At 71.4% G+C, this 14,976-nt stretch carries 15 protein-coding genes; 8 read left to right on the top strand and 7 right to left on the bottom strand.

The genetic code is table 11. The features are described from left to right. Nucleotides 1-56 precede the first annotated feature (56 nt). Nucleotides 57-629 carry a hypothetical protein gene (locus tag JQN83_RS06715; protein WP_091239677.1) on the top strand — a complete coding sequence of 191 codons (573 nt, stop codon included), beginning with the start codon at nt 57-59 and terminating at the stop codon, nt 627-629. Between the two features lie 105 nt (nt 630-734). On the opposite strand, the gene JQN83_RS06710 is transcribed toward JQN83_RS06715, so the two are convergent. Beyond that, a complete protein-coding gene (locus JQN83_RS06710; protein ID WP_208566160.1) occupies nt 735-1,031 on the bottom strand; it encodes a ferredoxin in 297 nt (98 codons plus the stop codon). Between the two features lie 177 nt (nt 1,032-1,208). Here JQN83_RS06710 and arc point away from each other — a divergent pair, with 177 nt between their 5' ends. The 7 genes from arc (at nt 1,209) to prcA (ending at nt 9,471) form a co-directional block, all read left to right on the top strand. After that, on the top strand, nt 1,209-2,990 hold the full coding sequence (gene arc, locus JQN83_RS06705) for a proteasome ATPase (RefSeq protein ID WP_208566159.1): 1,782 nt from the start codon (nt 1,209-1,211) through the stop codon (nt 2,988-2,990). 151 nt (nt 2,991-3,141) lie between these two features. Then, nucleotides 3,142-5,211 (top strand): hypothetical protein, encoded by a 2,070-nt coding sequence (locus JQN83_RS06700; protein ID WP_208566158.1) that lies wholly within the window; start codon nt 3,142-3,144, stop codon nt 5,209-5,211. 58 nt (nt 5,212-5,269) lie between these two features. Then, nucleotides 5,270-6,787 (top strand): depupylase/deamidase Dop, encoded by a 1,518-nt coding sequence (gene dop, locus JQN83_RS06695; RefSeq protein ID WP_372443982.1) that lies wholly within the window; start codon nt 5,270-5,272, stop codon nt 6,785-6,787. 110 nt (nt 6,788-6,897) lie between these two features. Further along, nucleotides 6,898-7,110 carry a ubiquitin-like protein Pup gene (locus JQN83_RS06690; RefSeq protein ID WP_204924405.1) on the top strand — a complete coding sequence of 71 codons (213 nt, stop codon included), beginning with the start codon at nt 6,898-6,900 and terminating at the stop codon, nt 7,108-7,110. A 22-nt stretch (nt 7,111-7,132) separates the two neighbouring features. Then, a complete protein-coding gene (locus tag JQN83_RS06685) occupies nt 7,133-7,819 on the top strand; it encodes an endonuclease VII domain-containing protein (protein ID WP_208566157.1) in 687 nt (228 codons plus the stop codon). Then, nucleotides 7,738-8,577: a proteasome subunit beta gene (gene prcB / locus JQN83_RS06680; protein WP_208566156.1), complete on the top strand. Its 840-nt coding sequence runs from the start codon at nt 7,738-7,740 to the stop codon at nt 8,575-8,577. Before JQN83_RS06685 ends, prcB begins: the two co-directional genes overlap by 82 nt. 60 nt (nt 8,578-8,637) lie before the next feature. Next, complete coding sequence (gene prcA, locus JQN83_RS06675) at nt 8,638-9,471, top strand: proteasome subunit alpha (RefSeq protein ID WP_208566155.1); 834 nt, start codon at nt 8,638-8,640, stop codon at nt 9,469-9,471. A 116-nt stretch (nt 9,472-9,587) separates the two neighbouring features. Here prcA and JQN83_RS06670 read toward each other — a convergent pair whose 3' ends face one another. Genes JQN83_RS06670 through rfbB form a run of 6 tightly spaced genes read right to left on the bottom strand, consistent with a single transcriptional unit; the run spans nt 9,588 to nt 14,910 of the window. After that, nucleotides 9,588-10,616 (bottom strand): glycosyltransferase family 2 protein, encoded by a 1,029-nt coding sequence (locus tag JQN83_RS06670; RefSeq protein WP_208566154.1) that lies wholly within the window; start codon nt 10,614-10,616, stop codon nt 9,588-9,590. Further along, nucleotides 10,617-11,927: a polysaccharide biosynthesis protein gene (locus tag JQN83_RS06665; protein ID WP_244251852.1), complete on the bottom strand. Its 1,311-nt coding sequence runs from the start codon at nt 11,925-11,927 to the stop codon at nt 10,617-10,619. It abuts the gene before it with no gap. Then, nucleotides 11,927-12,628: a glycosyltransferase family 2 protein gene (locus JQN83_RS06660; RefSeq protein ID WP_145920205.1), complete on the bottom strand. Its 702-nt coding sequence runs from the start codon at nt 12,626-12,628 to the stop codon at nt 11,927-11,929. Before JQN83_RS06660 ends, JQN83_RS06665 begins: the two co-directional genes overlap by 1 nt. After that, entirely contained in the window at nt 12,621-13,028 is a 408-nt protein-coding gene (locus JQN83_RS06655; RefSeq protein ID WP_244251851.1) for a DUF2304 domain-containing protein, read from the bottom strand. Before JQN83_RS06655 ends, JQN83_RS06660 begins: the two co-directional genes overlap by 8 nt. Then, nucleotides 13,025-13,912, bottom strand: a complete 888-nt coding sequence (rfbD, locus tag JQN83_RS06650) for a dTDP-4-dehydrorhamnose reductase (RefSeq protein ID WP_208566152.1) — start codon at nt 13,910-13,912, stop codon at nt 13,025-13,027. The genes JQN83_RS06655 and rfbD overlap by 4 nt, the downstream gene beginning before the upstream one ends. Then, nucleotides 13,909-14,910 carry a dTDP-glucose 4,6-dehydratase gene (rfbB, locus tag JQN83_RS06645; protein WP_208566151.1) on the bottom strand — a complete coding sequence of 334 codons (1,002 nt, stop codon included), beginning with the start codon at nt 14,908-14,910 and terminating at the stop codon, nt 13,909-13,911. Before rfbB ends, rfbD begins: the two co-directional genes overlap by 4 nt. Nucleotides 14,911-14,976: the final 66 nt, after the last annotated feature.

Raw genomic sequence — 14,976 nt, 5'->3', positions numbered from 1 at the left:
AACGGGCAGAACCCGACGGCCGGTGCGGGCCGACGGTGCGACCGCAGGGAGTGGGCATGAGTCGGCCGGGGTTCGGCGGCGGTGAACTGCCGGCCGTGTTCCCGGACTGGTCGCCGTACCAGGACCTGGAGTCGGCGGCGCGGGCCTACCTGCGTGACCCGGACATCGCCCTGGAGGCGCTCGGCGGGGTGCTGCGCGGCGCCTCGGTGCTCGGCTTCACCCTGGAACGCTTCGTCAACGAGGTCAACGGGGTGTGGCAGGAGGTCGTCGTCTGCGACGGCAGCCGGCTGGTGCTCTGGCACGGCGAGGACGTGCCGCCGGGGGAGGGTCCCCCCGGGTCGATGACCTCGTCGCTGCGGGTGGTGCCGGTCTCCACCGTCACCGAGGTCGGCTGCCGACGCCGCCTGACCCGGGCCGACAACGGTGAGGTACGGGTCGACAGCATCGACGTCTACCTGCTGCTCACCTCACTGGACGAGGCCCCACCCGGCGACGAGATGGTCGGTGCGCCCCGGCACGACGCGCTGCGTTTCGGCAAGACCCTCGACGACGGCGGTGCCGGTCAGATCGCCCGGTTGGAGGAGTTCGCCCGGCTGGTCGCCTCGGTGGTCGGCCGTCCGCTGCTGTGACACCACCGTCGGGCCGGGACGACGGTCGCCCCGGCCGCTCCGCCGACCGGCCCGCCCCGGCGGGTGGCGGCCGGCCGGGTGGCGGTGCGTTCTGTCGGGAAGTGGTCAGTCGTCCGCGGCCTCGGGGCCGGCCACCTCGACGCCGTCGCTGCCGCGTACCACGTGGATGCAGTCACCCGGGCACTCCTTCGCGGAATCGATCACTTCCAGCCGCAGGTGTTCCGGCACGTCGACCCGGCTGCCGGGGGCCAGCCGCAGCTCACCGTCGGTGCCCTTGACGTACGCCAGGCCGTCGACGTCGAACTCGAAGACCTCCGGCGCGTACTGCACGCAGAGCCCGTCACCCGTGCAGAGATCCTGGTCCACCCAGACCTGCAACTGGTCGGTCGCGACGTCACTCACCCGGCACCCCCCATGTTCTCCCGTCCCACCCCACGACGGTACCCGAACGGCCGGACCTGCCCCTCAGGCGTACCTTGGCGATCAAGGTTCAGTGACGAGGGCGTTGCGTGGGACCGAATCGGCCTCATAGCGGCTAGTGTTAGGGCAGAACGTTCAAGCCCCCCGGGGAGGTGGGACGTGGCACGCAGCGACGACGCGGACTCGCGCGCCGCACGGTGGGAGAAGGAGGCCCACGATCTCTCCACGCAGGTCGCGTTCCTTCAAGAGGAACTCGCTCTGGTGCGGCGCAAGTTGACCGAAAGCCCCCGACACGTCCGGCAGCTCGAAGAGCGGCTGGCGGCCACCCAGGCACAGTTGGCGCGGCTCACCGAGAACAACGACCGGCTCGTGAGCACCCTCAAAGAGGCTCGCGCGCAGATCGTGACGCTCAAGGAGGAGATCGACCGGCTGGCGCAGCCGCCGTCCGGCTACGGTGTCTTCCTCGCGCGACACGACGACGGCACGGTGGACATCTTCACCGGCGGACGCAAGCTCCGAGTAGCCGTCTCACCCTCACTGGACGCCGAGGAATTGCGGCGTGGCCAGGAGGTCCTGCTCAACGACGCGCTCAACATCGTCGACGCGTTCGGCTACGAGCGGGTCGGCGAGGTGGTGATGCTCAAGGAGATCCTCGCGGGTCCCGAGGGCAGCCCGGGCGACCGGGCGCTGGTGGTCTCGCACTCCGACGAGGAGCGCATCGTCCACCTGGCCGACACCCTGATCGGCACCGCGATCAGGGCCGGCGACTCGCTCATGATCGAGCCCCGCTCGGCGTACGCCTACGAGCGGATCCCGAAGAGCGAGGTCGAGGAGTTGGTGCTGGAGGAGGTGCCCGACGTCGACTACACCGACATCGGCGGCCTCCAGTCGCAGATCGAGCAGATCCGCGACGCGGTGGAGCTGCCCTTCCTGCACGCCGATCTGTTCCGCGAGCACCAGCTCCGGCCGCCGAAGGGCATCCTGCTCTACGGTCCGCCGGGCTGTGGCAAGACGCTCATCGCCAAGGCGGTGGCCAACTCGTTGGCCAAAAAGATCGCCGAGCGGCTGGGCAAGGACCGGCACACCAGCTTCTTCCTCAACATCAAGGGTCCGGAGCTGCTCAACAAGTACGTCGGTGAGACCGAGCGGCACATCCGGCTGATCTTCCAGCGGGCCCGGGAAAAGGCCGGGGAGGGCACCCCGGTCATCGTGTTCTTCGACGAGATGGACTCGATCTTCCGGACCCGTGGCTCCGGTGTCTCCTCCGACGTGGAGAACACCATCGTCCCGCAGCTGCTCAGCGAGATCGACGGTGTCGAGGGCCTGGAGAACGTCATCGTGATCGGCGCCTCCAACCGGGAGGACATGATCGATCCGGCCATCCTGCGCCCCGGCCGGCTCGACGTGAAGATCAAGATCGAGCGTCCGGACGCCGAGGCGGCCAAGGACATCTTCTCCAAGTACATCCTCGTCGGCCTGCCCCTGCACGCCGACGACCTGGCCGAGCACGGCGGCGAGCCCCAGGCCACCGTGGCCGCCATGATCGACGCGGTCGTGCTGCGGATGTACTCGGAAACCGAGGAGAACCGCTTCCTCGAGGTGACCTACGCCAACGGTGACAAGGAAGTCCTCTACTTCAAGGACTTCAACTCCGGCGCGATGATCCAGAACATCGTCGACCGGGGAAAGAAGATGGCGATCAAGGAGTTCCTCACCTCGGGGCGCAAGGGGCTGCGGTTGCAGCACCTGCTCGACGCCTGCGTCGACGAGTTCCGGGAGAACGAGGACCTGCCCAACACCACCAACCCGGACGACTGGGCCCGCATCTCCGGCAAGAAGGGCGAGCGGATCGTCTACATCCGCACGCTCGTCTCCGGCGGCAAGGGCACCGAGGCCGGCCGCTCCATCGAAACCGCCAGCAACACCGGCCAGTACCTCTGACCGGCCGACCGGACGGGCCCGCGACGCGACGCGTCGCGGGCCCGCTCGCGTACGTCACCCACTGTTAACCGCACCACCCCGCGTCGGGTGGGTGGAATGCCGGCCGCGTCGCTAGACTTCCCCGACCGCGTAGTCGACTCCGAGGAACCGCGTGCCGCCCGAGCTCACCGTCGCCGATCCGCCGCTGTCCCCGGCGGTGGATCAGACACCCCCCACCGTCGCGCCGCGCCGGCCGGCCCGCCGCTGGCGGTGGATCCCGCTCCTGCTCGCCGCGCTGGTCGCCGCATGGGCCGTACCCCTCGCCGGACACGCCCTGCACCGGGACTGGCTCCTACCCCCGGTCGTGCTGATCGCCACGGCCAGCCTGCTGCGCGGCGGCCGTACCCTGCTCGACCGGCTGATGCTCGCCCTGGGCCTGCTGCTCGGCCTGACCGCCATCGGTGGCCTGGTCTTCCCGGTCTGGCCCTGGGGGATGCGACCGGTGCCGCTCACCGGGACCGCCCTCACCGGGCTCGTCCTCGCCGCCGCCGTGCTACGCCGCCGCCCCCGGCTGCCCCGGCCCGGCTGGGCCGACCTGTTCCCGCTGGCCGGCGCCGCCGCCATGGTGGCCTACCTGCGGCAACCCTGGCAGCGAGCCACCGACCTCGCCGACCGGCTCACCGTCCTCGGCGCGGGCGAGGACAACTGGCGGCACCTGGCGCTGTTCGACGCCATGGGCCGCCTCGACGGCTACACCTTCGTCGACCCGGCCGCCGCCCGGGAGCAGATCACCGCCCAGCTCATCTACTACCCGCAGGGCTGGCACCTGGTCACCGCCCTGCTCGACGGCTTCCTGACCCCCACCGGGCCGCGCGTCGACGCCCTCGTCGCCCACTACTTCGGCTGGACCATCGCCGGCTTCGGACTGTTCACCCTCGTGCTGATCTGGGCGGCCCAACGGCTCGCCGGCCCGATCCACCTGCTGCACCGCACGGTGCTGACCGTGGTCGTCGGCGCGCTGGTGCTCGGCACCCAACTGCCCCGCCTGCTCAACGCCGGCTACCCCACCGAGGTGCTCGGGCTGACCCTGACCGTCCTGATCGCCACCCTGGTCGCCCGGCCCGTCCCCGGCACCCGGGAGCAGGTCGTGCTGCTGTGCGCCCTGCTCGCCGCCGTCGGGTTCACCTACTACCTCTTCCTGCCCGCCGCCGCCGTGCTGGTCCTGTGCTGGGTGCTCACCCACTGGCGGGAGGCACTGCGCCGGTGGTTCACCGTGCTGACCGTCGGCCTGGCCGGCGCCGCTCTCGCCCTGATCGCCCCGCTGCTCGGCGTGCTGCGGGCCGGGCAGACCGAGGCGCTGGTCATCGGCTCGTCCCAGGCCGTCGAGGGCTGGCGGGCGCTGATCTGGCTCGGCGGCATCGTCGGGGTGGCCCTGCTCGTCCAGGTCGCCCGCGCCGATCCGGCCTGGCGGCGCTGGCTGCTGGTCTGCGTCGTCGGCGCGGCCCTGCCGCTGACCATCGCGCAGATCAACACCGACGCCGGGGTGACTCCGGGCTACTACTTCGTCAAGGGCACCCACCTGGCCACCGCGTTGCTCATCGTCGGCACCGCCGGGGTGGTCCGGTTACTGCCGGTGCCCCGGCCCGCCCTGAGTTGGCGGGGGGCCGGCAGCACCACGGCGGGGGTGCTGGCCGCCGCACTCACCATGACGGTCGCGGTGGCGCTCTGCGGGGTCACCGGCTGGCACCGCAGCCTGCTCGTGGTCGACGAGCAGACCTGGGCGCAGCGGTGGGTCCACCAGGACCTCACCCTGCCGTCCAGAGTGGCCTGGGTGTGCGCCGACGCCCAACAGCGCTATCCCGAGGTGCCGGGCACCACCACCCTGGTCATCGACCGGGGGCCGATGCGGTCCTACCTGATCTCGCTGTGCCTGTCGGCCCTGCACGGCACCACGGCGGCCACCGATCCGGGCATCTACAGCCTGCCGTTCCTCGAACCGGACCGCACCGACATCATCGTCCGCCGGGTGGCCGGCCCCGTCCGGTTCATCACCTCCGACCCCAAGGGCGAACGTCGGGTACACCGGATGCTGCGCGACGAGCCCGCCCTGCGGCACCGGCTCAGCTGGGTGCCGTTGACGGTCCCCGAGTGCGACGTGGCCCCCTCCGACGAGCCGCCCCCGCCCACCCTGGAGACCGCCACTCCCGACCCGGCCGAAGCGGCGTGCCCCCTTCCCCGGTGAGGCGGACTACGCTCGACATGACGGCGGACCGGGTGAGGCGAGCGAAGCGGGTAGGTCGATGAGCGTCAGAAGGATCATGGGCACCGAGGTCGAGTACGGGATCTCCGTGCCCGGCCAGGCCGGAGCCAACCCGATGGTCACCTCGTCCCAGGTGGTCAACGCGTACGGCGCGCGCCCGGAACTCAACCGTGGCGGCCGGGCCCGCTGGGACTACGAGGAGGAGTCGCCGCTGCGCGACGCCCGGGGGTTCACCTACTCCGGGGCCGCCTACGACCCGGCGGAGGCGCTCGCCGACGAGGACCTCGGCCTGGCCAACGTGATACTCACCAACGGCGCCCGGCTCTACGTCGACCACGCACACCCGGAATACTCCACCCCCGAGGTGACCAACCCCCTCGACGTGGTGCGGTGGGACAAGGCGGGGGAGCGGGTGATGGCCGAGGCGGCCCGGCGGGCGGCCACCATCCCCGGCACCCAGCCGATCCACCTCTACAAGAACAACACCGACAACAAGGGCGCCAGCTACGGCGCGCACGAGAACTACCTGATGCGGCGGCAGACCCCGTTCGCCGACATCGTGGCGTACCTGACGCCGTTCTTCGTCACCCGGCAGATCGTCTGCGGCGCGGGCCGGGTCGGCATCGGGCAGGACGGCGGCCAGAGCGGCTTCCAGATCTCCCAACGGGCGGACTTCTTCGAGGTCGAGGTGGGGCTGGAGACCACCCTCAAGCGGCCGATCATCAACACCCGCGACGAACCGCACGCCGACGCCGACAAGTACCGCCGGTTGCACGTCATCATCGGCGACGCCAACCTGTCGGAGATCTCCACCTACCTCAAGGTGGGCACCACCGCGCTGATCCTGACCATGATCGAGGAGAAGGCGCTCGGTGCCGACCTGGGCATCGCCGACCCGGTCGCCGAGCTGCGCGCGGTCAGCCACGACCCGTCGCTGACCCACCGGATGCGGTTGCGCGACGGCCGTCGGCTGAGCGCCCTGGACCTGCAGTGGGCCTACTACGAGCGGGTGCGTTCCTTCGTGGAGGAGCGGTACGGCGCGGACGCCGACGCGCAGACCCTGGACGTGCTGGAGCGCTGGGAGCAGGTGCTGGACCGGCTGGGCCGCGACGTGTTCCTCTGCGCCGACGAGCTGGACTGGGTGGCCAAGCTGCGGCTGCTGGAGGGTTACCGGGAGCGGGAGAAGCTGGGCTGGGGCTCGCACAAGCTTCAGCTGGTCGACCTGCAGTATTCCGACGTCCGGCCGGAGAAGGGCCTCTACCACCGGCTGGTGACCCGGGGCTCGATGAAGACCCTGCTGGACGACGAGCAGACCCGCCGGGCGATGACCGAGCCGCCGGAGGACACCCGGGCCTACTTCCGGGGCCGCTGCCTGGCCCAGTACGCCTCCGAGGTGGTGGCGGCGAGCTGGGACTCGGTGATCTTCGACGTGGGTCGGGAGTCGCTGGTGCGGGTGCCGATGATGGAGCCGGAGCGGGGCACCCGCCAGCACGTCGGGGCGCTGTTCGACAGGTGCGACACCGCCAAGGATCTGCTGGAGACGCTGACCGGCGGCTGAGTCGACGCGGTGACGGCGGCCCGTCGTGCGTCGGATGCCGGCGCGCGACGGGCTTTTCGTCGTCTCCGCGAGGTAAGTTCATCGCAGACGATCGTGGAGGAGGCAGCGAGATGGCTTCACAAGAGGGCGGTCAGACCCAGTCGGGCAAGTCGCACCAGGCCGAGGAGATCGACGACGTCACCACCGAGGTCAACCCCGAGGTCGCCGAGCGGCACGCCGAGATCACCGAGGACGTCGACGACCTGCTCGACGAGATCGACTCGGTCCTGGAGGAGAACGCCGAAGAATTTGTGCGTGGCTACGTACAAAAAGGGGGTGAATAGGGCATAGACGGTTAAATCGGACATGCCTGATTCGCTCGACGATCGAGACGGACACCGTCGTTGCCGAGACTGCGGCGAGTGGAAGTTGCTCGATGATTTCTGCGCGAACAGCCGTCGGCCCGATGGCCGGGGCAGCTATTGCAAGCCTTGCTTCAACCTGCGTTCCAAGGTGAGCTATGCCAAGCGGACGAGAGCGAAGCACGGCCGGGAGGTTCGCCAACTACCTGTGGTGCCGGATGGCCACCGTCGCTGCCCGACGTGTGGTGAGACGAAAGCACTCGACGACTTTCCCCGTAACCGGTCGGGGCGCGGCGGCTACGGCCGATACTGCAAGCCCTGCCACAACGAGAAGGGCAAGGAGAGCAAGCTCCGGTTGTACGGCGGCAGTCGCGAGTACCACCTGCGCCGCCGCTACGGGATCGGCGAGAAGGAGTTCCAGGAGCTGCTCGCCGAGCAGGGCGGCGTCTGTGCCGTCTGCGGGGCGGAAGATCCTCAACATGTGGACCACGATCACCGCACCGGATGGGTGCGCGGGATACTCTGCTTCAACTGCAACGGTGGTCTTGGCCAGTTCCGTGACAGTCCCACGAGGCTGGCCAGGGCGATCACGTACCTGAGAGGAACCACGTGGCAGCGGGCTTTGATCCATCCGGGCGTCTACCAGATGTGTTCACCAACGCGGGGACGTCCTCCTTCACCTCGTTCCTGAGTCGGGTGGCCCCCGAGATGCTGCCCGGCCGACGGCCGCTGCCGCCGGGCATGGCCGCCGACCTGGCGCCGCACGCCACCACCATCGTGGCCATCTCGGCCGTCGGTGGTGTGGTGCTGGCCGGCGACCGACGGGCCACCATGGGCAACCTGATCGCGCAGCGCGACATCGAGAAGGTGCACCCCGCCGACGCGTACTCGCTGGTCGGCATCGCCGGCACGGCGGGCATCGGCATCGAGCTGATGCGACTGTTCCAGGTGGAGCTGGAGCACTACGAGAAGATCGAGGGCGCGATGCTCTCCCTCGACGGCAAGGCCAACCGGCTCGCCTCGATGATCCGGGGCAACCTCGGCGCGGCCATGCAGGGGCTGGCGGTCGTGCCGCTCTTCGCCGGCTTCGACCTGGCCGCCCGGGACCCGGCCCGCGCCGGGCGGATCTTCAGCTTCGACGTCACCGGCGGCCCCTACGAGGAGACCGGCTACGACGCGATCGGTTCCGGTTCGCTCTTCGCCAAGTCCGCGCTCAAGAAGCGGTACCGCACCGGCGTGTCGATCGACGACGCGACCCGGCTCGCCGTCGAGGCGCTCTACGACGCCGCCGACGACGACACGGCCACCGGCGGGCCGGACCTGACCCGGCGGATCTACCCGGTGGTGATGACGGCGACCGCCGAGGGCACCCGCCGGCTCACCGAGGCCGAGACGGCCACCATCGCCGAGGCCGTCGTCGCCGGGCGGATGGAGAACCCGGGCGGCTGACGCCGTCCCACCCCCACCAGCCCCAGTCGTCAGCACAGTGCCAGAAGGAGAACCGCCGCCGTGGCCATGCAGTTCTACGCCTCGCCCGAGCAGATCATGCGCGACCGCTCCGAGCTGGCCCGCAAGGGCATCGCCCGGGGGCGCAGCGCGGTGGTCCTGAGTTACACCGGCGGGGTGCTCTTCGTCGCGGAGAACCTCTCCAGCGCCCTGCACAAGGTCAGTGAGATCTACGACCGGATCGGCTTCGCCGCCGTCGGCCGGTACAACGAGTTCGAGAACCTGCGCCGTGCCGGGGTGCGGATGGCCGACCTCAACGGCCTGAGCTACGACCGGCGTGACGTGACCGGCCGGGCCCTGGCCAACGCGTTCGCGCAGACCCTGGGCGCGATCTTCACCGAGCAGTCCAAGCCGTTCGAGGTGGAGATCTGCGTGGCGCAGGTCGGTGCCACGGTCGAGGAGGACGAGCTGTACCGGCTCACCTACGACGGGTCGGTCAACGACGAGCCGGGCCGGATGGCGATGGGCGGTCAGGCCGAGGCGATCACCGGCGTGCTCAAGGCCGAGCACCGCCCCGACCTGTCGCTCAGCGAGGCGGTCAGGGTGGCGATGAAGGCGCTGAGCAGCGTCGGCGGCGAGGGCGGCGCGGCCCGGACGATCGCCCCCAACCAGCTCGAGGTGGCGGTCCTGGACCGTGCCCGGGTGGGGCGTACCTTCCGACGGATCACCGGCGCGGCGCTGACCGCGCTGCTGGAGGGTGACGCGGCGGGTGACGCCGCGCCGGCCGACGGCCAGGCCAAGACCCCGACGGTGCCGACCGAGGAGGCGCACAAGCCCACCACGTCGGCCGGCTCGGCCGACCTGGAGGGCCAGCCCCAGGAGAAGCCGGAAGCGTGACGGCGACACGCGTAGGGGCCGGGGTGCACACCCCGGACCCTACGCGTGGGTGCCATCCGCAGTCCGGGTCGACCCACCCGCCGCCGGTGCCCTGCGGCACGGCGGCGGCGTGACGGTCAGGCCCTGCGCAGCAGCGGCCTGGCCAGGGCCCAGTAGCCAGCGGCGATGACGTTGAAGATGCTCATCCCGGGCGGCGACTCGACGTTCGACGGGTCGACCTTGGCGGTCATCAGCTCGGCGATGACGCCGTCGGGGACCATCCGCTCCTGCTGGAGCTGGCGACGCCGGGCCCGCACCCAGGCCCGGTTGGTCCACAGCCAACCCCAACCGCGCGCCTTCTCCCGGCTCCAGCCGCCGAGCAGCGCGGCCACCAGCATCGCCGCCTCGGTCAGCAGCAGCATCGGCGCGAGCACCACCAGCGTCCGCGTCTCGTACGCGGTGAGCAGCGAGATCAGGCGGTTGCGTTCCAGCAGGTAGTGCTTGAGCTTGTTGCGGGAGAACTCGTAGTGGTGCACCACCACGGCGTCCGGGACGTACTCCTGGCGTAGTCCGCGCTGCCACAACCGCAGGCTGATCTCGGTGTCCTCGTGGTAGGCGAAGTACTCGGCGGCGAAGCCGTCCAGCTCCCGCCAGAGCGCCCGGTTGATCACGAAGCAGCAGCCGCTGATCGACGGGACCGTGGTCCGCCGGGCGTGCGCGCTGGCGGGCTGGCCGTTGCCGCCGGCCCAGGACAGCCCGATGTAGTGCAGCGGGTTGCCGGAGGTGTTGATCAGGTCGGGGTTCTCGGCGAGCCGGATCGAGGCCATCACCGCGCCCACGCCCGGCTCACCGGCCACCGCCACCGTCCGGGCCAGCGCGTCGGGGGCGACGACGGCGTCGGAGTTGACGAAGGCCAGCCACTCACCGGTGGCCTCGGCGGCGCCGACCCGGCAGCCGCCGGAGTAGCCGGTGTTCTCCTCCGGCCGGACCACCCGTACCCCGGCGAAGCCCTTGACCACGTCGATGCCGTCACCGGTGCAGCCGTTGTCGACCACGATCAGCTCGATCTCGACGTCGGTGCTGGCCAGCACGGCGCGGGCGGCGTCGACCAGGTAGGGCTCGGCACCGTAGGCGAGCATCACCGCGGACACCTGGGGGCGGGACATCTACAGACCTCCGGAGACGCCGGTGGCCACCACGTCGTCGAGCGGCCGGCCGGGGGTGGGGGTGGCCGGGCGGGCACCCCGGCGCAGCAGCAGGACGGCCATGGTGGCGGCCACCACGACGGAACCGACGGCGTAGGCCAGTTCGACGCGGAGCGCGACGGGGGCCGGGACGGCCGTGACGGCGAGCAGGGCGGTCACCCCGATCGTCCACGACACGGCCTGGGCGCGGTGCCGGTCGAGGGCGAGCAGCGCCTGCCCGAGCACCATCGCCCACAGGTAGGCGAGGGTGCCGACGGCCAGCCAGGCGAAGTCGCCGTGGCCGAGCACGCCGGGGGCGTCGAAGAGCCGGTGCACCAGCCACGGGCCGAGCGCCACCGCGCCGACCGCCCCGGCGACACCGAGGGCGGTGACCACGCCGAGCGCCCGGCGCAGCAGGCGGTGGAAAGCGGCCACGTCGCCGGTGGTGGCGGTGGTGGCCAGGCCGGGCAGCAGCGACGCCTGCATCGAGCCGAAGACGAACAGCGGGATCCGGACCAGCACCAGGGCGGAGAGCAGCGCACCGGCGGTCGCCACGTCGGCCGGGTCGAGCAGCCGGACGTTGATCACGCCGATGTTGACCACGACCTGGGAGAGCAGGCTGGAGACGGTGAGCAGGCCGAGGCCGCGCAGCAGGGTGCCCCAGGCCACCGGGAGGCCGCCGCCGACGGCCCGCAGCACCGGCGGGAGGGTCACCAGCACCGACAGCAGCGGGGCGACGACCAGCACCGCGCCGTACCAGACCGGGTCCGTGACGCCGCTGACGCCGAGGCCGGCGACCAGCGCGATGCGCACCCCGCCGTCGACGCCGAGCTGGGTGCCGTACCAGGGGAAGAGTTGCAGGCCGGACAGCACACCCCGGGTGGTGTACGCCACGGCCATCGCGACCAGCGCGCCGATCAGCACGGCGACCATCGTGTCGTCGCCGGCGAAGAGCCGGTCGGTGAGCGCCTGGCGGCCGACGAGGGTGGCCACGACCAGCACCGCCAGCACGGCGGCGGCGACGGTGGCTCCCCGGGCCAGCACCGGGCCGGGGGGCAGCCCCTGGCTGCGGCGGGCGGCGACGACCCGGGCCACCTCCTGCTCGACGGGGATGAACACGCCGATGCCGAGGGTGAACACGATCGACCAGAGCACCGACAGTGAGGAGTAGTCGGCGCGGTCGAGGGCGTGTCCGGCGACCGCGAGGTGCACGTAGGAGGCGAGCCCGAGCAGGGCGAGCCCGCCTCCGACGGCGACGGTGCCGGGCGGGACGAGATGGAGCAGCCGCCGCATCACCGGCGGATGAGCGCCAGCGTGAGCACCGCGAAGGCCCGACCCAGGTAGATCATCGCCTTGGCGGGGGAGTGGCTGGGGGTGCCGGCCATCCGTTTGCGCATGGCCACCGGCACCTGACGGATGCGGTAGCCGCGCCGGGCGGTGTGCACCAGGGTCTCCACCGTGTCGCCGAGGTACTCCGCCGGGTACCAGCCGGCGAACATCTCGATGACCCGCCGGTTGGCGGCCCGGAACCCGGACGTGGTGTCGGTCAGCCGGGTCTTGGCCACCCGGGAGAGCACCCCGGACAGCATGACCATCGCCCAGCGGCGGGGCCCGCGCACCGAGTAGTCGCCCTCGCCGGCGAACCGGGCACCGATGACCAGGTCGTTGTCGTCGAGCAGGTCGACCAGCTTGGGCACGTACCGGGGGTCGTGCTGGCCGTCGGCGTCGATCTGGATCGCCACGTCGTAGTCGTTGTCCCGGGCGTAGCGGTAGCCGAGCCGCATCGCCCCGCCCACCCCGAGGTTGTACGGCAGCTTCGCGACCCGGGCCCCGGCGGCGGCGGCCACGGCGGCGGTACGGTCGGTGGAGCCGTCGTCGACCACCAGCACGTCGACGCCGGGCAGTTCGCCCCGGACCTCGCCGACCACGTCGGCGATCGACCCGGACTCGTTGAGCGCCGGGATGATGATCAGGACACGCTTGCCGTTAACCATCGTGGGACACCAGTTCGTCTCGGTTGGCTGCGGTGAGCTGCGCGTCCTGGGCGAGCCGGGCGGCGCGTTCCGCGTCGATCTGCGCGCGGAGCAGGGCGAAGTCCTCGGCCAGGGTGCGGGTCTCCTCCTCCAGCGCGCTGACCTCCCAGCTCAGGTGCACGCAGACCAGCAGCAGGAAGACGATGCCGAGGAACAGCACGAGGCTGACGCCGGAGACCACGCCGAAGAAGCCGGCCACGTTGTCGAGCAGCCGGGGGAACAGCGACAACGGGATGACGATGACCAGCACGCCGAGCCAGAGCATGCCGTACTTCTCGCGGAGCTGCCGGCGGCGCAGCAGCTCGACGATGGTGGCGAGCAGGATCAGGCCGGTCAGACCGGTGACGAGGGTGAGCTTCATGCGACCTTCCACGGGGTGGGTGCAGTCGGGGAGGCGAAGGCGTCGGACAGCGCGTCGTGCCAGTCCGGCAGCGGGGGCAGGCCGGCCTCGGCCCACCGGTCGTGCCCTAGCACACTGTACGCGGGTCGCGCGGCCGGACGCGGAAACCGGTCGCTGGTGGTGGGTCGGACCCGGTCGGGGTCGAGCCCGGCCAGCGTGAAGGCGGCGCGGGCCAGCCCGTACCAGGTGGTCTGGCCGGTGCAGGTGCCGTGGTAGGTCCCGGCGGGGGCCCGGTCGGCCAGGGCCGCGTCGGCGAGTGCGACCAGCCGGGTGGCCAGCGCGTACGACCAGGTGGGTTGGCCGTGCTGGTCGTCGACCACGTCGAGGTGTTCCCGGGTGGCGGCCAGGCCGAGCATGGTGGTGACGAAGTTGCGCCCGTGTGCCCCGTAGAGCCAGGCGGTCCGCACCAGGTAGCCGGTTTCGGGGAGGAATCGGACCACGGCCCGCTCCCCGGCGAGCTTGCTGCGGCCGTACGCGTTGATCGGGTCGGTGGGGGCGTCCTCGGCGTACGGGGTGTCGGCGTCGCCGGCGAAGACGTAGTCGGTGGAGACGTGCAGCAGCCGCGCGCCGTGCCCGGCGCAGGCGCGGGCCAGGTGGGCCACCCCGCCGCCGTTGATCGCGGTGGCCGCCGCCTCGTCCCGTTCCGCGCCGTCGACGTCGGTCCACGCGGCGGCGTTGAACACCACGTCGTGCCCGGCGACCGCGGCCCGGACCGCCTCGGCGTCGGTGATGTCGAGGTCGGTGCGGGTGGCGGCGGTCACCTTGAGGTCGCCGCGGGTGGCCAGCACGGTGAGCAGGTCCCGGCCGAGCATGCCGCCGGCACCGGTGACGAGGACCCGGGTCATGCGGCCGGTGCCGTCTTCAACGGCTCCCACCAGGCCCGGTTGTCCCGGTACCAGGCGACGGTCTGGGCCAGGCCCTCGTCGAGGCCGATGCTCGGGGCGTACCCCAGCTCGGTGTTGATCTTGCTGATGTCGAGCGAGTAGCGGCGGTCGTGGCCCTTACGGTCGGTCACCGGGACGACCCGGTCCCAGCCGGCGTCGCACGCCTCCAGCAGCCGCCCGGTCAGCTCCTTGTTGCTCAGCTCGGTGCCGCCGCCGATGTGGTAGACCTCACCGGCGCGACCGGCGTGCGCCACCATCGCGATGCCCCGGCAGTGGTCGTGCACGTGCAGCCAGTCACGCACGTTGCCGCCGTCGCCGTAGAGCGGCACCGTGCCCCCGTCGAGCAGGTTGGTCACGAACAGCGGGACGACCTTCTCCGGGAACTGGTACGGCCCGTAGTTGTTGGAGCAGCGGGTCACCACCACGTCCATGCCGTGGGTCCGGTGGTAGGCCAGCGCCAGCAGGTCGGACCCGGCCTTCGAGGCCGAGTACGGCGAGTTCGGGGCCAGCGGCCAGGTCTCCGTCCAGGAACCGGAGTCGATCGAGCCGTACACCTCGTCGGTGGAGACGTGCACGAACCGGCCGGTGCCGTGCCGCAGCGCGGCGTCCAGCAGGGTCTGGGTGCCCAGCACGTTGGTGGTGACGAACGGGGCGGCCCCGGCGATCGACCGGTCGACGTGCGACTCGGCGGCGAAGTGCACGATCACGTCCTGGCCGGCGACGACCTCGTCGACCGTCGCCGGGTCGCAGATGTCGCCCCGGACGAACCGCAGCCGGGGGTCCTCGCGCACCGGGGCGAGGTTGTCCAGGTTGCCGGAGTAGGTCAGCTTGTCCAGCACGGTCACCGTCGCGGGTTCGACCGCGGGCACGCCGGACGCGTCACCGCCGGGCACACCCAGCAGCATCCGTACGTACTCCGACCCGATGAATCCGGCTCCGCCGGTGACGAGAATCCTCACGGGGACGGAAGTGTACGCGCATCGGCCCGCCGACCCGGGGACCGTGACCCCGGTGTCCGGTTCGCG

Origin of the sequence: Micromonospora antibiotica (genome assembly GCF_017599305.1) — a bacterium.
Lineage (GTDB): Bacteria > Actinomycetota > Actinomycetes > Mycobacteriales > Micromonosporaceae > Micromonospora > Micromonospora antibiotica.
The sequence above is the reverse complement of the archived record's forward strand: the minus strand, read 5'-3'. Positions and strand labels throughout refer to the sequence as shown.